We start from the raw sequence: 20305 nt of genomic DNA, 5'->3' as shown, positions 1-20305 counted from the left end.
GCCCGGGGCCCGGCGGGGCGCTCGCTCGGCGGGTGACGTCAGTCGCCGAGCAGCACCCGTTCGGTCACCCGCAGGTGTTCCTGGATCGCGGCGGTCGCGGCCGCGTCGTCGCCGGCGGCCAGCGCACTGAGGATGGCACGGTGTTCGACCACCACCTGCCGCTGCCGGGCCGGAGAGCGGAAGAGTGCCTCCACGCCGACCAGGATCTGCCGGGACCGCAGCCTCGCGTAGCTGTCCGAGAGCAGCTGGTTCCCGACGGCGTCGATCAGCGTCTGGTGGAAGGCCCGGTCCAGGTCGATGAAGTCGCGTTCGTCGCCGCCACGGGTCAGCTCCTCCTGCTCGGCCAGCACGGCACGCATCGCCGCGACCGGGGTCATGCCGGCCTGCAGGGTGCTCAGCGCGGACTGGCACTCGAGCATGGCGCGTAGCTGCATCAGGTCGTGGACGAGCTGGCGCCCGACCACGGGCACCCGGGCCCCGCGCTGGGGGATCATCTCGATCAGCCCGTCCGCGACGAGCAGCAGCAGCGCCTCGCGGACGGGCGTGCGTGACACGCCGATCGACGCGGCGAGTTCCGTCTCGTTCAGGAAGGTGCCCTGCCGCGCGGGATCGGAGAGGATCTCGTCCCGGAGGTAGGTGAAGGCGCGGTCGCGGCCGGACGCGGCCGTCGTGACATCCGGAAGCATACTTCATGTATACAACACAACGAGAGGATGGCCGTCGATGCGGACAGCACTGGCGCAGATCACCAGCGGACCCGACCTCGAGCGCAATCTCGACCTGGTCCGCTCGTCCACCGAACGGGCCGCGGCCGCGGGGGCGCAGCTCGTCGTCTTCCCCGAGGCGACGATGCGCGCCTTCGGGCATCGACTGACCGACGTCGCCGAACCCGTGGACGGACCGTGGGCGGACGCGGTGCGGCGGATCGCCGCGGAACACGACGTCACGCTCATCGTCGGCATGTTCACCCCGGGCGCGGACGGGAAGGTGCGCAACACCCTGCTCGCCACCGGCCGCGGGGTGGAGGCGCACTACGACAAGATCCACCTCTACGACGCGTTCGGCTTCGCGGAGTCGGACACCGTCGACGCCGGCGAGGCGCCGGTGACGTTCACCGTCGACGGCGTCACCGTCGGCCTGGCGACCTGCTACGACGTGCGTTTCCCGGCGCTGTTCACGCGGCTGGCCAACGACGGCGCCCAGCTGATCGCGGTGTGCGCCTCGTGGGGCGCCGGCCCCACGAAGGTGGACCAGTGGGATCTGCTGGTGCGCGCGCGGGCCCTGGATGCCACGGCGTACGTCGCCGCCTGCGGGCAGGCCGACCCCGCCGTCACCGGCGTCCCCATGCGGGAGGGCGCACCGACGGGCGTGGGACACAGCGCACTGGTCGACCCGCTCGGTTTCCCGGTGGCCACCCTCGACGGGCGGGCCGACCTGCTGGTCGCCGACGTCGACCCTGACGTCGTCGCGCGCACCCGCCGCACCCTGCCGGTGCTGGCCAACGCCCGGCTCTGAGCGGTCGGCAGGAGCAGCGGTCACCGCGCCTGCCCGGTGGTCACCGGTACACTCCTGGGCGCTGCCGGCAGCCGGAGGCGCCGGATCGACCCGGGAGTATCCTGACGGGCATGAGCGAGAAGCCCAGCTCCGCAGCCCCCCGACCACACCGCCCCGTGCAGATGGACCCGGCGGGGTTCGAGTCGTACGAGGGGGGCGCCGACCCGGTCCGGATCTCCGAAGCGGCGCACCTGGCCGCCCGGGCGCTGGTGCACCAAGGGCGTGCCTCCGAAGACCCCGAGGTGACCCGCCGGCTGGTCAAGCTCGCCGACAAGCAGGGGCTGGATGCCATTGCCGAGATGTGGGCCGAGAGTCCCGCCCGGTCCCTGCCGGGGGCCCTGTGGCGGCTGTACGCGATCCGTGCCTCCGCCCAGCGGGACCCGCAGCGGATCGCCGCGTACTTCAAGGCCGGACAGGCCGTGGCCCAGGTGTCCAACGTCGTGGCGGGTGCAGCCGAGCCGCCGGGCGCCGGCGAGATGCGCGAGATGGCCGACGCGATCCTCTCCGGCGCGTTCGACGGCGAGTTCGACGTCGCGCTCGAGCGCAGTGCCGCGTTCTGCCGCGTGGTGGCGCTGGGCCAGGCGAACTTCGCGGACGACGCGGAGACCAGCAAGCCCGAGTACGCGACCGAACTGACGCGCCGGTCCCACCGGCTGATCAAGACGGCGGAGGACCTGGAGGCGTCGGCGGAGGCTTGGCGCCGCGGCCACCTGGACTGAAGCCCCGGGCACGCCGTCACGCGGCTCGCACTCCAGCCCCGGCCCGCACTCCAGCCCAGACATCGGCAGCGCTGTTCGGGCCCCAGCGCCCCAGCCCGATCGGTGCGCTCACAACCCGGGCCACCGTGCGAGCCGAACGGCTGAGCCAACGGCGCCCGGCGGTCGTCCCGCCAGCGCCCCCGGACCGCCGATAGGCTGGATCGCATGCAGATCCGCTCAGAGGACCAGCCCGAGGACACCACCGGCGCGCGCAGGGCGAGCGGTTGGTCGCCGACGGAGCCGATCACGACGACGTCGTCGGACCGCACAGCATCCCTCGACCGGACGCAGGCCATCGACCGGGCCGACCTCGACGGCGGGGCGCCCACCCAGGCGACACCGACCCAGCCGGTGCGGCGCTCGAGCCGGGCGCAGGACGCCGAGAACGGTGGCTACGACTACAGCAACTGGTACGACTCCGACCTTTACGTCGCCGACGACGCCACCGCCACCCGGCCGATCGACAGCCTCGATCGGGGCGGGTTCGGCCGGGACCGCAGCGGCGGCGGAGGGCGCGGACCGGACGACGCCCGGACCCAGGCCCTCCCCCGCCCCACCGACGGACCGGACGACGCCCGGACCCAGGCCCTCCCCCGCCCCACCGACGGACCGGACGACGCCCGGACCCAGGCCCTCCCCCGCCCCACCGACGGACCGGACGACGCCCGGACCCAGGCCCTCCCCCGCCCCACCGACGGACCGGACGCAACCACTCCGCAGCCGATCAGCAGCGAGCGGGCCTCCCAGTACCAGGACGACCAGTACGACGACCAGTACCAGGACGCAGAGTACGACGAGCAGTACCCCGCCGCGCGGGCGGGCGTGGACGAGGATCGGTCACCGTACGCGTCCGGCGACCCGTACCGGGTGGGCATCGGCGTCAAGCTCGGCCTGCTCGTCCTCGGACTGCTGCTCGCCGTCATCGCCGCCGTCCTGCTCGGCATGAACGGGCAGGCCGCGGTCGGCGCCGTCCGTCCCGGTGGCGCGCTCGGCGCCGGCCTGCTCCCGGTGCTGGGCTTCGGCGCCGGCGTGCTGTGCCTGATCATCATCCTGATCTGCGGCCGCACCACTTCCACTGCCCAGCTGACGGGCTCCGTGATCGCCCTGCCCGCCCTGGCCGCCATGTTCAGCGGCGATGCGGCCGCCCTCGTCCGCAGCCAGCTGACCTCGTGGTCGGTGCCGGGCCCGGTGGCGGAGGCGTTCCTCCGGCCGGAGACGGCACTGGCGGGAGTCCTGCTGTTCCTGGTCGGAATCGCGTTCTCCACGCGCCGACGCGCAGAGGACCTCGCGGGGCCGGTCAGCTCGTTCTTCCTCGGGGTGTTCTCCGCGATCTGCTTCGCGCCCGGGTTGCTGCTGTTCTGCCTGTCCACCCAGGAGCAACTGCTGCGGACGTTCGCCCAGGCGGGCTGGCCCGCACCCGACGCCACCCGACCCGTCGTGCTGGTGCTCGGCGTCGTGCTGATGGCGATCGGTGTGGCCTGTACCTCCCGGGCCCCGGGCGGCATGGTGGTCAGCGGAGTCGTCGTCCTCGTCCTCGGCGCCGCTGCGGGTTTCGCCTTCCTGGCGGGCTCGGGTGTGCTACCCGCTGGTGCGGCCGACGACGTGGCGCAGAACGTGACCGCGACGGTTCCACTGCTGGCACTGCTCGCCGGTGTGGGCCTGATCGTCGCGTCGTTCGCGGGTCTGTCCCTCGGCCGGAACAGCGCTGCCTTCGACCGCACCTAGGGGTCGCCCCGGGCTGCGTCACCGAGCTGACCTGCGACACCGTCTGCCGACCCCGAGAACGTTTGACACGGCCCGAAGGCGAGTAGTTGACTGAGTTACGGCGTCGAACCGTGGCAGCCCCGGGCTCCAACATATAGCCGCTTCGAGCGGCCTTACGCCGAGAGGCGCTCCCGGTTCGGCGCCACCTCTCTGCCCGGATACAGTGACCCCGTGCGATTCACGTTGTTCCCCCAGCAGAACGAGGGGATCGAGCTGCTCACCGAGATGGCGCAGCAGCTGGGTGAGGCGGTCCGCGTCCTCGGTGAGCTTCTGGGCGCCTCCGTGCAGGACGTCCCGCGGCTCGTCACATCGCTGCACGACCTCGATGCGGACACGGCCAACCTCCAGTTCGCGCTGCTGACCCGGATGCGCACCAGTGTGATCTCGCCGTTGCCCCGGGAGGACCTCTACGCACTCGCCGTCCACATCACCGGCGTCATGACCAGCCTGGACGCCGCCGGCCACGTGATCGAGCTGCACCGGTTGACCAACCTGTCGCGGCGGCCCGCCGAGCAGCTCGAGGTGATCGGGCAACAGGTCGACAGCACCACCCGGGCGATGCGCCGGCTCACCGCGCCGGACGACCTGGAGGACTACTGGATCGAGGTGCACCGGCTGTCCCGCCGAGCCGAGAGCACCTATCGCCGGCACCTCGCCGAGCTGCTGGCCGAGCACACCCAGAGCGGCTTCGAGCGCCACCGGTTCCTCGCCGACCAGCTGGTCGAGACGACCCGGCGGCTGCGGGACATGGCCAGCGACGTCGGGCAGATCATCGTGCGGGAATCCTGACGTGGAGTTGCTGCTCCTGACCACCCTGGCGGTGACGGGGGCGATGGTGTTCATCGCCGGTTTCCACGACGTCTCCAACGCCATCGCCACCGCGGTCCGCACCCACGCGCTCACGCCGTCCATCGCCGTCGTCGTCGCCGCCGTGTTCAATGCGTTCGGGGCCGCCGCCGGAGCCGCCCTCGGCTCCACGGTGGCCGACTGGCTCACCCTCCCGGCAGGGGCGGCCGGGCTGAGCGTGCTGCTCTCCGGTGCGTTGACCGCCTGCTGCTGGGGACTGCTGACCTACTGGTGGTCTCTCCCGTCGTCCACGACGCACGCCCTCGTCTCCGGCCTGGTCGGCGCGTCCGCGGCCGCGCTGCTGCTCGGCCGCGAGGCGCCCCTCGACGGCGTCAACGGCCAGTTCTGGATCACGGTCGCGATACCGCTGCTCCTCGCCCCGGTCGCGGCCTTCCTGCTCAGTTGGGTCGCGGTCGCCGTCCTGGGTTATCTGGACCGGAACGAGGAGGTGCGCTTCCTGTCCACCCGGAACCGGGCCGCGCTGGCCGTCGGTGCCGCGGTCGTGGGTCTGGGACACGGGATGCAGACCGGGCTGCGGGCGATCACGGTGATGACCGCGGCCCTGATCACCGCCGGGACGGTGCAACCCGGATCGAATTCCCTCGTGGGCGTCGTCGCCGCCGTCGCCCTCCTCGGTGCCGCCGGTTCGCTGATCGGCGGCTGGCGGATCACCCACACGCTCGGCTACCGGCTGGCTCGCCTGGATCCCCTGCGTGCGATGGTGACGCAATGGGTCAGCGCCCTGCTCATGTTCGGCGGCACGGCGGTGCTGGACGTCCCGGTCTCCAGCAGTCAGACGGTGGCCGCCGGCCTCTTCGGCGCGGCCGCGAACCACCGGTCCGTGGCGATCAACCGGCCACTGGCCGCCCGCATCGTCGGCGTCTGGATCCTCACCGTGCCGGCGTGCCTGCTGCTGGGGGCGGTGCTGTGCCTGGCCATCGACCCGCTCGTCAGTCTCGCCGGCTGAACCCTGGCGGGCTGAGTGGCGCGGTGATCACCCGAAGCGGCCGGAGACGTAGTCCTCGGTAGCCTTCACGGACGGATTGTTGAAGATCGTGCGGGTGTCGTTGTACTCGATCAGCTTGCCGGGCTTGCCGGTGCCGGCGATGTTGAAGAACGCCGTCCGGTCCGACACCCGCGCCGCCTGCTGCATGTTGTGGGTGACGATGACGACGGTGTACTTCTCCTTGAGCTCGTTGATCAGGTCCTCGACCGCCAGGGTGGAGATCGGGTCCAGCGCGGAGCAGGGCTCGTCCATCAGGATCACATCGGGTTGCACCGCGATGGTGCGGGAGATGCACAGCCGCTGCTGCTGCCCGCCCGACAGCCCGGAACCGGGCTTGTTCAACCGGTCCTTGACCTCGTTCCACAGGTTGGCACCGCGCAGGGACGTCTCCACGATCTCGTCCTCGGCACGCTTGCCGAGCCGTTTGCCGTTCAGTTTGACGCCGGCGAGCACATTGTCCCGGATGGACATGGTGGGGAACGGGTTGGGCCGCTGGAACACCATGCCCACCTGGGTGCGCACGTTCACCGGGTCGACGCCGGGCGCATAGATGTCGTCGCCGTCGAGCAGCAGCTTCCCCTCGACGTGGGCACCGGGCAGCACCTCGTGCATCCGGTTGATGGTGCGCAGGAACGTCGTCTTCCCGCAGCCGGAGGGGCCGATGAACGCCGTCACCGAACGCGGCTCGATGGTGATCGAGACGCCCTCCACGGCGAGGAACTTCGAGTAGTAGACATTCAGATCGTTCACGTCGATGCGCTTGGACACGTGACTTCCTTCGGGTTCGGTCGGTTCGGGGCAGCGGGCGCGGGGCGCTCAGCGGCCGGAGGTCCGGGGGGCGAAGAGACGGGCGATCAACCGGGCGGCGAGGTTGAGCAGCATCACCATGACGATGAGGACCAGGGCCGCTCCCCACGCGCGCTGGGTGCTGGGGTCGGGGTTGGACGGCGACGTCGGGTTGAGGATCTGGGTGTAGATGAACGTCGGCAGTGAGGACATCCAGTCCCCGAACACGTTGAGGTTGATCTTCGTCGCGAACCCGGCGGTCACCAGGATCGGCGCGGTCTCGCCGATCACCCGGGCGATGGCGAGGGTGACACCGGACGCGATGCCGGAGATCGCCGTCGGGATCACGACCTTGAGGATGGTGCGCCACTTGCGCACCCCGAGCGCGTACGCGGCCTCGCGCAGCTCGTTCGGGACGATCCGCAGCATCTCCTCGCTCGAGCGCACGACGACGGGGATCATCAGCACGGACAGTGCCACGGCCGCCACGAAGCCCGTCTTGGTGCCGGGACCCATGATGGTGGCGAAGAGGGCGGCGGCGAACAGGCCGGCGACGATCGACGGGATGCCGGTCATCACGTCGACGAAGAAGGTGATGGCGCGGGCGAGGCGCTTGCCGCTGCCGTACTCGACGAGGTAGATGGACGTGAGCAGACCGATCGGCACGGAGATGATCGTGGCCCACAGCGTGATCAGCAGCGTGCCCATCAGCGAGTGATAGATGCCGCCGAGCACCCGGGTGCCGTTGTTGACGCTCTGGTTGTCCTGGATGCCGCTCACCCCGTTCATGGAGGTGCCGAGGAAGCCGGGCGTCAGCACGCCCTTCAGACCCTCGACGAGCACCGTCCAGACGATGGAGACCAACGGCAGCAGCGCCAACAGGAACGCACCGACCACCAGGCACGTGGCCAGTTTGTCCCGAGCCTTCCGGGGTCCCTCGACGGCCGCGCTCCAGGCGACGTACACGACGGTGAAGGCGAGGGCCGCGAAGATGCCCCAACCGAAGAACGAGAACCCGATCAGCGAGGCCAGGGCGGCGCCCACCACCAGGGCGACGGCGAGCGAGACCCAGGGAGCGGAACCGGGGAGCCGGTTCCGGGTCAGGGCCGAGCGACGGGGCGAGGTGAGGGTGGACATGTCAGTTGGCTCCCGAGAATTCCTTGTGCCGGCTGATCACCCAGCGAGCGACGACGTTCACCACGAGGGTGATCACGAACAGCACCAGGCCGGCCGCGATCAGGGTGCTCAGACTCAGGCCGCTGGCCTCCGGGAAATTCAGCGCGATCTCGGCGGCGATCGTCTGGTTCCCGGTCGTGATCAGGCTGGCGGTGAGCGCACCCGAGGAGAGCACGAGCGCGACCGCCATCGTCTCGCCGAGGGCGCGACCGAGACCGAGCATGACGGCGCTGATCAGGCCGGGCCGGGCGAACGGCAGGACGGTCATGCGGACCATCTCCCAACGAGTCGCCCCCAGCGCCAGGGCGGCCTCCTCGTGCAGTTTCGGCGTCTGCAGGAAGATCTCCCGGGTGAGGGAGGTGATGATCGGAATGATCATCACGGCCAGCACGATCGACGCCGTCAGGATCGTCTTGCCGGTCGCGGACGCGGGGCCGGCGAAGATCGGGATCCAGCCGAGCGTCGACGCCAGCCACGTGTAACCCGGCACCACGGCGGGAGCGAGGAAGAGGATGCCCCACGCACCGAAGATCACCGACGGGATGGCGGCGAGCAGGTCGATGACGTAACCGAGGATCTGCGCGATCCGGCGGGGGGCGTAGTGGGAGATGAACAGGGCCACACCGATCGAGATCGGGGTGGCGATGACCAGCGCGATGGCGGCGGCGATCACCGTGCCGATCACCAGCGGGACGATGTACGGCCAGAACCCGAGACCACCGGCGACCTGCTGCTGCGGGGCGAGGAGCGCGGGCATCGCCTGGACCACCAGGAAGACGGCGACGGCGAAGAGGACGACCAGGATGATCGCCCCGGCCGCGAGAGCCGCGCCGGAGAAGATCCGGTCCCCGACCGCGCCCCGGTTCACGCCACGTCGTCGCGGTTCCCCCGTGGAGGATTCGGGGTCGCTCTTGATCGGCGTCGTCGTCACATCACGTTCCTCGGGCGGGGCCTCGATCGGCCCTGGACTGGTTCTGGTCATCTTCACGTCACCTCCGGTATCAGCGCAATGCCCGCCCCGGCCGGAGCTTCGGCCAGGACGGGCGTGCGGTGCAGCGGAGCGGTCAGGACTTGACCTTGATCGAATCGATCGCGGTCTTGGCCTTGGCCGCCAGCGACGCGGAGAGCGGGGCGCTCTTGGCGGCGGAGGCGGCGGCCTGCTGACCGGCATCGGAGACCACGTAGTTCTCCCACGCCTTCACGAGGTCAACCGTGGCCTGGTCCTTGTAGCTGGTGCAGACCACATGGTACGAGACGAGCACGATCGGGTAGGCGGACGGATCGCTCGGGGTGCGCTCGAGGTTCAGGGCGAGGTCGTTCGTGGCGCGCCCCTCGGCCGGCTTGGACAGCTCGACGGCCTTCGCGGCACCCTCCGGGGAGAGTGCGACGAAGGAGTCGCCGACCTTGATCTGCGCCTTGCCGAGGCTGCCGCCGACGGCGGAGTCGTCGGCGTAGGCGAAGGCGCCGGGCGTGCTCGTGACGGTCTTGACGACGCCGGAGGTGCCCTTGGCACTCTCGCCCTGGAGGGACGACGGCCAGGTCTGGCTCGCCTTGTCGGTCCAGACCGAGGGGGCAGCCTTGGACAGGTAGTCGGTGAAGTTCTCGGTGGTGCCCGAATCGTCGGAGCGGTGCACCGTGGTGATCTTCAGATCGGGCAGCTTCGCGCCGGAGTTGTCGGCGGCGATCGCCGGATCGTTCCAGTTGGTGATCTTGCCCCGGAAGATCTTGGCGATCGTGTCCGGGGTGAGCTTGAGGTCCTGCACGCCCGGGACGTTGTAGGTGACCGCGATCGGGGAGATGTACACGGGCAGATCGATCGCGCCGTTGGGCCCGCACACCGACTTCGCTGCGTCGAGCTCGGACGGCTTCATGGCGGCGTCGGATCCGGCGAACTGACTGGCACCGGAGATGAAGGTCTTGCGGCCGGCGCCGGAGCCGTCCGGCGAGTACTGCACGGTCACACCGGAGTTGGCCTGGCTGAAGCCCTGCTTCCACGCGTCGACGGCGGCGGCCTGGGCGCTGGAGCCCGTCCCGGTGAGGGTGCCGGAGACCGAGGGGCCGGACGCGGCCGCGGACGATCCGCCGGTGGCCTGGCCGGTCGCGTTGTCCGACCCGCACGCGGTGAGGGCGAGGGTGCCGACTGCGAGAACGGCCACAGCCTGGCTGACGCGAACAAACTTCACTGTGTAGTCCTTTACCTGGGAGGATCGACTCGTCGCCGGCCCAATTCCGGGCGACGGTCGCGAAGCACAACAGCTGCGAGGATAGACAGGCCAGGTGACGGGACCGGGCTGGTTGTCTTAACAGCAGGTGAACGGCGGTCAGCGCTTCGCCACGGGCGGTGTGATTCTGGTCCTGCCCCGCCCCTGGGCAGGAACCGCCCTGGTGGCGCGGGTCCCGCCCCTAGACTAGCCTCCGTGCGCGTGAGCGAGGTGTGGGCCAGGGGCAGCCGCCTGCTCCGCGTGCGTTCCCGCGTCGGACTGACCCGCACGCGCAAGTCCGTGGTCCCAGCGGTGCAGATGACCATCTGCGGGGTCGGCGCATACGCGTTCGCCGAACTGGTGCTGGGCCATCAGGGTCCGATCTTCGCTGCTACCGCCGGCCTGGTCTCCCTCGGCTTCTCCCGTGAACCACGGGTGCGTCGGGTGCTCGAGGTCGGCGTTGGCTGTACCCTCGGCATCGCGGTCGGCGAGGTGATGATCCAGGTGCTCGGACACGGGCTCTGGCAGGCGGCGATCATCCTCTTCGTCTCGATCATGCTGGCCCGGTTCCTCGATCGCGGCGTCGTCTTCACCACCCAGCTCGGGCTGCAGTCCCTCCTTGTCGTGCTGCTGCCCGCCCCCGGTTCCGGGCCGTTCAGTCGCAGCATCGACGCCGTCGTCGGCGGGGCGTTCGCCCTGCTGATCACGATGCTGGTGCCCCGCGACCCGCGCACCGAGCCCCGCGCCGAGCTGAGCGACCTGCTCCACGAACAGGCCCGGATCCTGCGGGAGTGCGCCACCGCCGTCCGGGACACGGACGCCACAGGCGCCTGGCACGCACTCGTCCGGGCCCGCGGCACCCAACCGAGGATCGACGCGATGCGGGTGACCCTCACGGGCTCGACCGAGGTGGCCGCCCTCGCCCCGGCATACCGGCGACACCGTGGCGAACTGGCCGACCTCGCCGACGCGCTCTCCGCGGTCGACCTGGCGCTGCGCAACAGCCGGGTGTTCGCGCGCCGGCTCGCGTCCGTGCTGAACAACGGCGCCCTCACCGAGATCGGCGCGGAGAGCATCGCCACCGTGCTGGACGATCTGGCGGAAGCGGTGGAGGCGCTCGCGTCGGCCGTCGTGGAACGAGGCAAGGACGGCAGGGACCGCCTGGTCCGGCGGGCCCGGCTCGAGCTCGGTGACGTCGCCACCCGGATGCATCCCCGGATGCTGCGCATCCAGCACCTGGAGGGTGAGACGCTGGTGGTGCTGCTGCGCCCGCTGATCGTCGACCTGCTGGAGTCCACCGGCCTGTCCCATGAGGACGCCCGGGACTTCCTGCCCGACCTGGACTGACGGTTGCTGCCTCTTTTCCGCCTCGACCCGGGCGTCCACAGGGGCTGCCGATAATGTCGGCGGCGCTGCCTAGGGTGGAACCATGAGCACGCGCACCACCGCCCGCCGCCCGGGAGCCAATGCCCGCACCGCGAACTACCGGTGCGCCGAGTGCGGCTGGACGACCGCGAAGTGGGTGGGCCGGTGCAGCCAGTGCCAGGCGTGGGGCAGCGTGGAGGAGGTCGGTGGCTCGGTCGTCGGCCGCACCACAGTGGCCGGCCGCGTCACCGCCCCGGCCCAGCCGATCACCGAGGTCGACGCGACGGCGGCCGCCTACCTGCGGACCGGCGTCGACGAACTGGACCGGGTGCTCGGCGGCGGGATCGTCGCCGGGGCCGTCGTGCTGATGGCCGGAGAACCGGGCGTCGGCAAGTCCACGCTCCTGCTGGACGTCTCGGCGAAACTCGCCGGGCGTGGCAGCGACGTGCTGTACGTGACCGGCGAGGAGTCCGCGGCCCAGGTCAAACTGCGTGCGCAGCGGATCGACGCCGTCGCCGACCGGCTGTACCTGACCGCGGAGACGGACCTCGGCACCGCACTGGCCCACGTGGAGGCCCTGGACCCGCGGCTGCTGGTGATCGATTCGGTGCAGACGCTCTCCAGCGCCGAGGTGGACGGCGTCGCCGGTGGCGTCACCCAGGTCCGGGAGGTGGCCGCCTCCCTGATCGCGGCGGCGAAGAAGCGGAACATGACCACCCTGCTGGTGGGGCACGTGACCAAGGACGGGTCGATCGCCGGGCCGCGGCTGCTCGAACACCTGGTGGACGTGGTCTGCCAGTTCGACGGGGAACGCCACTCTCGGCTGCGGCTGCTGCGGGCCACGAAGAACCGGTTCGGACCCACCGACGAGGTGGGCTGCTTCGACCTGACCGAGGAGGGCATCACCGGCCTGGCCGATCCGAGCGGCCTGTTCATCTCCCGCACCCGGGAACCGGTGCCCGGCACCTGCGTCACCGTCACCCTGGAGGGACGCCGGCCCTTGGTCGCGGAAGTACAGGCCCTGCTGGCGCCGTCCGCTCCGGGCGGGGCCCGGCGTGCGACCAGCGGACTGGATGCCTCCCGGGTGTCGATGCTGCTGGCGGTGCTGCAGCAGCGGGCCGGGTACCCGGTGGGTGGCGACGAGAGCTACGTCGCCACCGTCGGCGGTGTGCGGCTGACGGAACCGGCCGCGGACCTGGCCGTCGCCCTGGCCCTGGCATCGGCCAAACGAGGCGAGGCGGTGCGAGGCAACATGGTCGCCTTCGGGGAGGTGGGGCTCGCCGGTGAGGTTCGACCGGTCCCGGAGATCCTGCGCCGGGTGCAGGAGGCCGCCCGGCTCGGATACACGCACGCCATCGTGCCCGCCGCCGCGCACGGCCCGGTCACCGCACCGGACCTCGCTCGCGCGGGGGTGACGGTCCGGGAGGTGTCGTCCCTGAACGAGGCCCTGGCCGTGCTCTACCCCGGCGCACCGGAGGGGCGCACGCCTACGGCTGCCGCGCTGCACTAGGCTCGGACGGTACCGCCGGGCCGTCCGGCCCGTCGGCAGGAGCGAAACCACCCATGAGCAGCATGCCGCGCGAGACGCTGGCCCGGCTCGCCCCGGGAACCGCCCTGCGGGACGGCATCGAACGGATTCTCAACGGACGCACCGGAGCGCTGATCGTGCTCGGCTGGGACCGGACGGTCGAGCGGCTCTCCACCGGCGGCTTCGACATCGGCATCGAGTTCTCCGCCACCCGGCTGCGGGAGCTGGCGAAGCTGGACGGCGCGATCGTCGTCGACCGGGACCTGACCCGGATCATCCGGGCCGGGGTGCATCTGATGCCGGACCCCGCGATCGAGACCTCCGAGACCGGAACCCGACACCGCACCGCTGAGCGGGTGGCCCGGCAGACCGGGTTCCCGGTGGTCTCCGTCAGTCAATCGATGGGCATCATCGGCCTGTACATGGGCGCCACCAAGCACGTGCTCGAAGGGTCGGCGGCCATCCTGGCCCGCGCCAACCAGGCGCTGCAGACCCTGGAGCGGTACCGCAACCGGCTGGACCAGGTCACGACGGCCCTCTCGGCGTCCGAGATCGAAGCCGTCGCCACGGTCCGCGAGGTCGCCGTCACCCTGCAACGGCAGGAGATGGTCCGCCGCATCTCGGACGAGATCCGGCAGTACGTCGCCGAGTTGGGCACCGACGGCCGGCTCGTCGACCTGCAACTGGAGGAACTGGCGACCGGGCTCGGGCCGGACAGCCAGATGCTGCTCGGTGACTACCTCGGTGCGGATCTCACCACCGACGAGGTCGAGGCCGCCGTGGCCGCATTGCGCGGGTTGACGTCGGCGGAGCTGATCGACCTGGCCATGATCGCGCAGACGGCCGGACTGATCCGCGCCGGCGAGAACCTGGACGCACCGGTCCAGCCCAGCGGCTACCGGCTGCTGGCCGGAATGCAGGCACTGCCGCGCCCGGTGATCGAGCGGCTGATCGCCCGGTTCGGTGACCTGCAGACCTTGATGGCCGCCAACGTCGAGGACCTGATGACGGTCGACGGCGTCGGGGAACAACGCGCACGGCTGGTGCGGGAGACCCTCTCGCGGATCGCGGAGACGAGTCTGCTGGACCGCTTCAGCTGACCGCGCCCGGGTCGGCTTCACGCAGCGGAGCCGGCACGAGCGTCACCGGTGTAGGCGTCACCGGTGTAGGCGCCGCCGGGACGCTGCTGGCGCGAGCGTCACTGCAACTGGAACAGGGTCTGCCCGCTGGTCCGGTCCCCGAGCTTGGTTTCCAGTCGGTAGTAGCCGGGCCGGGGTGGCGTCTTGACGGTGGCGCAGCCCGGTGTCGAGCGGTTGCGGTTCCAGGGGAAGTTGGCCGAATCGGTGGCACCAGCGACCAGGCGCTTCTTGTTGTCGGACGGGTTCACCTGGCAGTCCTTCGAAGAGAACACCCGGTCCTGGCCGCTGGTGATGATGAACTCCATCTGGCTCGTCCCCACGTTGACCTCGCACGGGACCGGGTTGCCGTTGATCACGCGCAGCGTCAGCAACGGCTTCTCCCCCGGCGCGTAGACCGCCTTGTCCGTCGCGGCCTCCACCGTCACCCGGGACGGGTCGCAGGTCGGTGTCGCGCTCGGCGAGGCCGACGGTGACGCACTCGGCGAGGCCGTCGGTGACGACGAGGAGGGCTGGCCCGTGGTGGCGGTGGCCTCGGGAGGCGCGCTGGCGGCACCGGTGCCGCCGGGAGACTCCTCGGCCGCCGATCCGGGCGCCTGACTGCCGCTGACGGCCGTGACCACGGCGATGATCCCGCCGAGCAGGGCAACGACGAGCACGAGGACGATCAGGGCCGCGGCGAGCCGACGGCGACGGAAGGTGGCCGCATCCGGCCCACGGCGGCTTCCGTTCGATGGCATGTGCTCCAGCGTACTGGCGACGGCGATGGCCTCCGGCCGGTGACGCGCCGCGGGAGCGGACGCCGGGCTGTTCTAGAGTCGGGACCATGGCGTACGCGGGATCGGGAAGCACCACGGCGCCGGTTTCGCGCGCCCACGCGTGGGCCGGGACACCCGGAGACCCGAACGAGCTCGGCGCCCTGCACGCCGCCGTCATCGACTGGTACCGACGGCACGCGCGCGTCCTGCCCTGGCGCTCGGCGGATCGCACCGCCTGGGCCGTGATGGTCAGCGAGTTCATGCTGCAGCAGACCCCGGTCGGGCGCGTGTTGCCGGTGTGGGAGGAGTGGCTGCGCCGCTGGCCCAGCCCGGCGGACCTGGCCGCCGAGCCGAGCGGCGAAGCCGTCCGCGCGTGGGGCCGACTGGGTTACCCGCGCCGGGCGCTGCGGCTGCACGCGGCGGCCGCAGCCATCACCGAGCGGCACGGAGGCCGCGTGCCCGACGACGAGGCGGACCTGCTCGCCCTGCCGGGGGTGGGCGCCTACACCGCCGCGGCCATCGCCGCCTTCGCGCACGGACGACGCGCTGTCGTGCTGGACACGAACATCCGCCGCGTGTTCAGCCGGACCCTGCAGGGTCAGGCGCTCCCGCGTCCCTCGATGACCGTGGCCGAGAGCAGACTCGCGCGTGCTCTGCTGCCCGCGGACGACGCGGATGCGGCCGAGTGGAACGTCGCCGTGATGGAGCTGGGCGCTCTGGTCTGCACGGCCCGCGCCCCGCGGTGCGACGACTGTCCGCTGGCCGCGCGGTGCACCTGGCTGGCGGCGGGGCGCCCCGCCGCGGACCACCGGCCGCCCGGTCAGACCTGGGCCGGGACCACTCGACAGCTACGCGGCGCGATCCTCGCCGTCGTCCGGGAGGCCACCGAGCCCGTCGACGTGGCGGCCCTCCTGCGGACCACGACCGGTCCCGTCGACGGCCCCACCGCCGGCTCCAGCGGGAAGCCACCGGTCCGATACCGCCGTGCACTGGCGGTGCTGGCCAGCCTGGGGCACGACGACGACCGGGTCCGCGCGGCGCTGGACGGGCTCGCCGCGGACGGACTGGTCCAGCTGGAGGACACCGACGGCGTAGGCGCCCGTGGCCGCGCCGGCAACGGCGTCCGCACCGTGCGGCTCCCGGATTGAGACGTCCCCACCGACGTTGCCGCCTCCTCGGCGGACACGGCGCCGACAGCGTGCTGACGGCCCGTCGAGGACCCGGGGACGGCGTCGCCGTCGATGGCCTCACGCATCGGTCTCCAGCTCGAGGCCGGTGGAGGGTTCCGAGCTCTTCCGCAGCAGGGCCACGTCGGCCACATGACTCAGATGCCTGCCCATCAGCCGGGCTGCGCCCTCCCCGTCGCCGTCCCGCACCGCGGCGGCTATCCGTCGATGATCCTCGAGCGACCGTTCGCTGCGGCCCGGCTGCCCCAGGGACTCCAGCCGCGTTTCCCGCACCAACTCCGCGATCTCAGCCATGAACCTTGCCAGCAGTTCCAAGTGTCCCGCCGCGGTGAGGGCTGCGTGGAAGCGCTCGTCACCGCCCGCCCCGCGCTCCCCGGAATCGACTTCGGCCGCCATCCACTCCAGCGCCCCGTCGAGTGCCCGGAGATCGGCCTCCGTGCGCCGCTCGGCTGCCAGCCGGGCCAGCTGCACTTCCAGGGCAACCCGCGCTTCGATGATCGCGGGCAGACGGTCACGATGGGCGCGGAACTCGTCGATCAGTCCCGGGTTCCGCGCGCTCGACGTCAGGATGATCCCGTCTCCGTGCCGGACCTGGACGAAACCGACCACCTCGAGGGCGACGAGTGCCTGACTGATCGAGGCCCGGCTGACCCCGAGCATGACCGCCAGCTCGCGCTCGGGCGGCAATCTGTCCCCCGGGCCGAAGCCCTCGTCGAGAACCAGTTGGTGGATACGCTGGACGATCCGCTCGTACAGCCGCGGACGCACCAGGGACGCGGCGGTACCGGTGACGTGCGAACGCATGACCGAAACCCTAGTTGACAAGCCTACAGGTGTCCTATTGGATAGGCCAATCGAGCAGGCTGTGACCTGCAGCACCTCCCTCCGGCAGCCAGAGCCAATTCCGGCACGCGGCCGCCGGCCTGTCCCCTGATCCGGAGAAGGTAGCCATGCCACCCGCGCCAGAACCGGCCTTGGCCGGTACCGACAACACCGCGACCCGCCGACCGAACCTCGTCCAGCGCTTCACCGACCTCTGCGTGCGGTATGTCGAACGGTTCATGCCCGACCCGTTCCTGTTCGCCGTCATTCTGACCTTGGTCGTGGTGGCGATGATCCTGCTCTGGGTGCCGAACGCGTCGGCAACCGGCATCATCACGAGCTGGTACCAGGGCGTCTGGGGCACCGACAACATCTTCACCTTCGCCCTGCAGATGGTGCTCATCCTGGTCAGCGGGTACACCCTCGCGGAGGCGCCGCTGATCAAAAAGGGCCTGAACTGGCTCGCGTCCAAGCCGCGCAACCAGGTCGAGGGCGCCCTGATGTGCTTCGGTGCTGCCGCCGTCGCCAACGTGCTGAACTGGGGCCTCGGCCTGGTGGTGGGCGCACTGCTGGGCCGGCGCATCTTCGCCCGACTCTCGGGAGCGAACTTCGGCTACATGATCGCCGCGGGCTACATGGGATACATGTTGTGGACCAATGGCTTCTCCAGCTCCATTGCGCTGGCGAACACGGACCCCACGAGCAAGCTGAACGTGATCTACACGCTGACCCAGCAACTGGTGCCCCTGAACCTGACGATCCTGCAGCCGTACAGCTACGTCACGGTGCTCGTGGTGGTCGCCGCCCTCGCCCTGCTGATCTGGAAGATGGCACCGTCCGACGCCGGGAGCGTCGACCGTGCCGCACTGATCGCCGCCGACGAGACCCCCGCCCAGCCCGGCAGCGGCCGACCGACCTTTGCCGAGCGGCTGGAGGGACTGTGGATCCTCAACGTCGTGCTCTTCCTGGCCGGTGCAACCTACTTCGTCATCAGCGGTTTCGCGCTCAACATCTCCTCAATGGTGATGCTGTTCACCATCCTGGCGGCGCTCCTGCACGGCACCCCCGTCCGCTTCATCCGAGCGTTCACCGAAGCGTCGAAGAGCTGCGGACCACTGCTGCTGCAGTATCCCCTCTACGGCGGCATCGTCGGACTCCTGGCCTACACTCCGGATGCGCAGAGCAAGCCGCTCCAGACGGTCATCTCCGCCTCCATCGTGGCTGGAGCGTCGGTCGCGACGTTGCCCTTCCTGAATTTCATCGGCTCGGTGATCGTCTCCCTGTTCGTTCCCTCCGGCGGTGGTCACTGGGCGGTGCAGGGACCCATCGCCGTCGAGGCGGCACGCCAGCTCGGCCAGTCGTCGCCGGAATACCTGGGAAAGGTGTCCATGTCGGTCGCCGCCGGGGAAGCGGTGGCCAACATGATTCAGCCCTTCTGGCTCCTCCCCGTTCTGGCCATCGCCAAGTTGAACGTCCGCAAGGTAATGGGGTTCACCGTCGCGGCGTTCCTCGTCGGCTTCGTGATCTACGGTGCAGCCATGCTGATCGTCCCCCATGTCTGAAGCGAACCGACAACCGTGCCACGCCGCGGCCGGCCCGGGCCTCGCTCTCGTCGACGCCGTGGCCGCCGGACGGACGACCGTCGCCGAGATCGCCGAGAAGCAGCTGCGATCCATCCAGGAGCGAGAAGACCAGATCCACGCCTTCGCGCGCCTCGATCCCGATGCCGTTCGGGCGGCGGCCCACGCCCTGGACCACGACGCTCCGAACGCTGCCGGCCGACCGCTTCGGGGCCTGCCGGTCGGTATCAAGGATCTGATCGACACCGCGGATCTGCCGACCGAGTACGGGTCGAGGCTGTTCGGCGGCCACCGGCCCGCCGGTGACGCGGCAGTCGTGCGGAAACTGCGGGCGGCCGGTGCCCTGATCACGGGCAAGACGGTGACCACCGAATTCGCCCTCTTCGATCCCGGCCCGACCCGCAATCCGCACGACCCGCGCCGGACACCGGGCGGTTCGTCGAGCGGCTCAGCGGCGGCCGTCGCCGCTGGCATGCTCCCCGTCGCCCTCGGCACGCAGACGGCCGGATCCATCGTTCGGCCCGCCTCCTTCTGCGGGGTGGTGGGCTTCAAGCCCACCTTCGGTGGCATCGACCGGACCGGGGTCTTCTCCATCAGCGAGACGCTGGACACGGTGGGGATACTGAGCCGCAGCGTCGCGGACACCGCGGCTGTCTTCGACGTTCTCCGCTCCGAGCGGTCCGCGCATGACGCACCGCGCGTGCCCGGTGCGGCAACCGGGAGCGAAGCACCCGGGGTGGGGAGGCCGCCGAGGATCGGCTTCGCCCGGCCGATCGAGTGGGACCAAGCCGACGGGTCCACCAGGACCGCCCTGGAAGAGTTCGCCGATCGGCTCTCGGACAGCGGGATGGACCTCGTCCCCGTCACGCTTCCGGCGGCCTACGACGGCCTGACCGCAGCCCAGAAGACGGTCATGGACGTCGAGGTCAGCCGGAGCCTCGGCGCCCTCTGCGCGAAGGAACCCGCGCTGGTCAGCGACAGCCTCCGAGAGCTCCTGCAGCGCGGTGGGCGCACCCCGGCGGCCGAGTACGCGCAGGCGCATGACCTGGCGGCGCGGTGCCGGGCGATGCTCCCCACCGTGTTCGACGGGATCGACGCCCTGATGGTCCCGGCTGTCGTCGGTGAGGCGCCGCTCGGCACAGCAACGGGCGATCCGGTGTTCTGCCGCTCGTGGACGCTGCTGCACTGTCCGGTGATGTCGCTGCCGCTCCTGCAGGGACCGTCCGGACTGCCCCTCGGCGTCCAACTGGTCGGTGACCTCCACGACGACGACACGTTGCTCGCGACAGCGAGCGCGTTGATGGCGTGGGAGACCTCGTGAAGGCCCAGGAGATCAGCGGCTGACGGCGCACCGAAGCCGCCGGGTTCGCGGAGCGGGAGACCAGCGATCTCGCGCTCCGCTCACCGTGCGGCGTCTGACTCCCCGGCGAGCCGTTGGATCAGGGCGAGCCCGGTCGGCGTTCCCGGCCACTGCTGCTCGAGCGGGCCGGGGCCCACTCTGCGGATGACGGAGCGCAGCACCAGTGCCACGATGATGGCGTCATCGGCGTAGCCGATCACCGGTAGGAAATCCGGCACCAGGTCGATGGGCAGGGCCAGGTAGACCACCAGCAGGAGGGCGCGAGCGCGGACCCCGCGGGGCAGCGACCGGTCGGCCAGGAGCCGGCGCAGCAGGTGCAGCAGGTCCGGGAGCAGCCGCAGCGCCTCCTTCATGCTCACCGCTTCGGGGTGCCTGCGCGCATACAGAGCCAGGAGGATCAGCAGAACGGCGTAGAGCACGAGCAGGCCGGACACGATCGCGATCACCGCGCTCCACACGTTCACTCCGTGGTCCTCCC

Annotated in this window: 19 protein-coding genes; 11 read left to right on the top strand and 8 right to left on the bottom strand. The window is 70.8% G+C overall.

From position 1 onward, the window contains the following. Positions 1–38: 38 nt before the first annotated feature. Entirely contained in the window at positions 39–686 is a 648-nt protein-coding gene (locus tag BKD30_RS06170; protein ID WP_076703213.1) for a GntR family transcriptional regulator, read from the bottom strand. Positions 687–723: 37 nt separating this feature from the next. Between BKD30_RS06170 and BKD30_RS06165 the strand changes: the two genes are divergently transcribed. The 5 genes from BKD30_RS06165 to BKD30_RS06145 all read left to right on the top strand — a co-directional run bounded on the left by BKD30_RS06165 (position 724) and on the right by BKD30_RS06145 (position 5889). Further along, positions 724–1515, top strand: coding sequence for a carbon-nitrogen hydrolase family protein (locus BKD30_RS06165; RefSeq protein ID WP_076703211.1), 792 nt, complete (start codon positions 724–726; stop codon positions 1513–1515). Between the two features lie 110 nt (positions 1516–1625). Further along, on the top strand, positions 1626–2273 hold the full coding sequence (locus BKD30_RS06160; protein ID WP_076703210.1) for a hypothetical protein: 648 nt from the start codon (positions 1626–1628) through the stop codon (positions 2271–2273). 204 nt (positions 2274–2477) lie between these two features. Beyond that, positions 2478–4037 carry a hypothetical protein gene (locus BKD30_RS16090; protein WP_076703209.1) on the top strand — a complete coding sequence of 520 codons (1560 nt, stop codon included), beginning with the start codon at positions 2478–2480 and terminating at the stop codon, positions 4035–4037. Between the two features lie 210 nt (positions 4038–4247). After that, positions 4248–4865: a hypothetical protein gene (locus tag BKD30_RS06150; RefSeq protein ID WP_076703207.1), complete on the top strand. Its 618-nt coding sequence runs from the start codon at positions 4248–4250 to the stop codon at positions 4863–4865. A 1-nt stretch (position 4866) separates the two neighbouring features. Next, entirely contained in the window at positions 4867–5889 is a 1023-nt protein-coding gene (locus tag BKD30_RS06145; protein ID WP_083956063.1) for an inorganic phosphate transporter, read from the top strand. Between the two features lie 27 nt (positions 5890–5916). On the opposite strand, the gene pstB is transcribed toward BKD30_RS06145, so the two are convergent. From pstB to pstS, 4 genes are all read right to left on the bottom strand, one after another. Continuing rightward, entirely contained in the window at positions 5917–6696 is a 780-nt protein-coding gene (gene pstB, locus BKD30_RS06140; protein WP_076703205.1) for a phosphate ABC transporter ATP-binding protein PstB, read from the bottom strand. A 48-nt stretch (positions 6697–6744) separates the two neighbouring features. Beyond that, entirely contained in the window at positions 6745–7851 is a 1107-nt protein-coding gene (pstA, locus tag BKD30_RS06135) for a phosphate ABC transporter permease PstA (protein WP_076703204.1), read from the bottom strand. 1 nt (position 7852) lies between these two features. Continuing rightward, entirely contained in the window at positions 7853–8872 is a 1020-nt protein-coding gene (gene pstC / locus BKD30_RS06130) for a phosphate ABC transporter permease subunit PstC (RefSeq protein ID WP_083956069.1), read from the bottom strand. An 82-nt stretch (positions 8873–8954) separates the two neighbouring features. Beyond that, entirely contained in the window at positions 8955–10073 is a 1119-nt protein-coding gene (pstS, locus tag BKD30_RS06125) for a phosphate ABC transporter substrate-binding protein PstS (RefSeq protein WP_076703202.1), read from the bottom strand. 240 nt (positions 10074–10313) lie between these two features. On the opposite strand from pstS, the gene BKD30_RS06120 reads away from it, so the two are divergent. The 3 genes from BKD30_RS06120 (at position 10314) to disA (ending at position 14084) form a co-directional block, all read left to right on the top strand. After that, complete coding sequence (locus tag BKD30_RS06120; RefSeq protein WP_235861527.1) at positions 10314–11438, top strand: FUSC family protein; 1125 nt, start codon at positions 10314–10316, stop codon at positions 11436–11438. Between the two features lie 82 nt (positions 11439–11520). Then, a complete protein-coding gene (radA, locus tag BKD30_RS06115) occupies positions 11521–12966 on the top strand; it encodes a DNA repair protein RadA (RefSeq protein ID WP_076703198.1) in 1446 nt (481 codons plus the stop codon). A gap of 53 nt (positions 12967–13019) precedes the next feature. After that, positions 13020–14084, top strand: coding sequence for a DNA integrity scanning diadenylate cyclase DisA (gene disA / locus BKD30_RS06110; protein WP_076703196.1), 1065 nt, complete (start codon positions 13020–13022; stop codon positions 14082–14084). 98 nt (positions 14085–14182) lie between these two features. On the opposite strand, the gene BKD30_RS06105 is transcribed toward disA, so the two are convergent. Continuing rightward, positions 14183–14860 (bottom strand): hypothetical protein, encoded by a 678-nt coding sequence (locus BKD30_RS06105; protein WP_076703194.1) that lies wholly within the window; start codon positions 14858–14860, stop codon positions 14183–14185. An 86-nt stretch (positions 14861–14946) separates the two neighbouring features. Between BKD30_RS06105 and BKD30_RS06100 the strand changes: the two genes are divergently transcribed. After that, positions 14947–16026 carry an HhH-GPD family protein gene (locus BKD30_RS06100; RefSeq protein WP_083956062.1) on the top strand — a complete coding sequence of 360 codons (1080 nt, stop codon included), beginning with the start codon at positions 14947–14949 and terminating at the stop codon, positions 16024–16026. A gap of 99 nt (positions 16027–16125) precedes the next feature. Here BKD30_RS06100 and BKD30_RS06095 read toward each other — a convergent pair whose 3' ends face one another. After that, positions 16126–16944 carry a FadR/GntR family transcriptional regulator gene (locus tag BKD30_RS06095; protein ID WP_328586895.1) on the bottom strand — a complete coding sequence of 273 codons (819 nt, stop codon included), beginning with the start codon at positions 16942–16944 and terminating at the stop codon, positions 16126–16128. 71 nt (positions 16945–17015) lie between these two features. Between BKD30_RS06095 and BKD30_RS06090 the strand changes: the two genes are divergently transcribed. Beyond that, positions 17016–18449 (top strand): TIGR00366 family protein, encoded by a 1434-nt coding sequence (locus tag BKD30_RS06090; RefSeq protein ID WP_076703191.1) that lies wholly within the window; start codon positions 17016–17018, stop codon positions 18447–18449. Further along, positions 18442–19788 carry an amidase gene (locus BKD30_RS06085; RefSeq protein WP_076703189.1) on the top strand — a complete coding sequence of 449 codons (1347 nt, stop codon included), beginning with the start codon at positions 18442–18444 and terminating at the stop codon, positions 19786–19788. Before BKD30_RS06090 ends, BKD30_RS06085 begins: the two co-directional genes overlap by 8 nt. An 80-nt stretch (positions 19789–19868) precedes the next feature. Here the strand turns inward: BKD30_RS06085 and BKD30_RS06080 are convergent, their stop codons facing one another. Next, positions 19869–20291, bottom strand: coding sequence for a YkvA family protein (locus BKD30_RS06080; protein ID WP_076703255.1), 423 nt, complete (start codon positions 20289–20291; stop codon positions 19869–19871). Positions 20292–20305: the final 14 nt, after the last annotated feature.

Origin of the sequence: Tersicoccus phoenicis (assembly GCF_001968835.1) — a bacterium.
In the GTDB taxonomy this organism is placed as follows: domain Bacteria; phylum Actinomycetota; class Actinomycetes; order Actinomycetales; family Micrococcaceae; genus Tersicoccus; species Tersicoccus phoenicis.
The sequence above is the reverse complement of the archived record's forward strand: the minus strand, read 5'-3'. Positions and strand labels throughout refer to the sequence as shown.

Bases quoted from the DNA above. Each gene is read 5' to 3' on its own strand.
- BKD30_RS06170 (WP_076703213.1), bottom strand. From the start codon at position 686: ATGCTTCCGGATGTCACGACGGCCGCGTCCGGCCGCGACCGCGCCTTC.
- BKD30_RS06165 (WP_076703211.1), top strand. From the start codon at position 724: ATGCGGACAGCACTGGCGCAGATCACCAGCGGACCCGACCTCGAGCGC.
- BKD30_RS06160 (WP_076703210.1), top strand. From the start codon at position 1,626: ATGAGCGAGAAGCCCAGCTCCGCAGCCCCCCGACCACACCGCCCCGTG.
- BKD30_RS16090 (WP_076703209.1), top strand. From the start codon at position 2,478: ATGCAGATCCGCTCAGAGGACCAGCCCGAGGACACCACCGGCGCGCGC.
- pstA (WP_076703204.1), bottom strand. From the start codon at position 7,851: ATGTCCACCCTCACCTCGCCCCGTCGCTCGGCCCTGACCCGGAACCGG.
- pstC (WP_083956069.1), bottom strand. From the start codon at position 8,872: ATGACCAGAACCAGTCCAGGGCCGATCGAGGCCCCGCCCGAGGAACGT.
- radA (WP_076703198.1), top strand. From the start codon at position 11,521: ATGAGCACGCGCACCACCGCCCGCCGCCCGGGAGCCAATGCCCGCACC.
- disA (WP_076703196.1), top strand. From the start codon at position 13,020: ATGAGCAGCATGCCGCGCGAGACGCTGGCCCGGCTCGCCCCGGGAACC.
- BKD30_RS06105 (WP_076703194.1), bottom strand. From the start codon at position 14,860: ATGCCATCGAACGGAAGCCGCCGTGGGCCGGATGCGGCCACCTTCCGT.
- BKD30_RS06100 (WP_083956062.1), top strand. From the start codon at position 14,947: ATGGCGTACGCGGGATCGGGAAGCACCACGGCGCCGGTTTCGCGCGCC.
- BKD30_RS06090 (WP_076703191.1), top strand. From the start codon at position 17,016: ATGCCACCCGCGCCAGAACCGGCCTTGGCCGGTACCGACAACACCGCG.
- BKD30_RS06085 (WP_076703189.1), top strand. From the start codon at position 18,442: ATGTCTGAAGCGAACCGACAACCGTGCCACGCCGCGGCCGGCCCGGGC.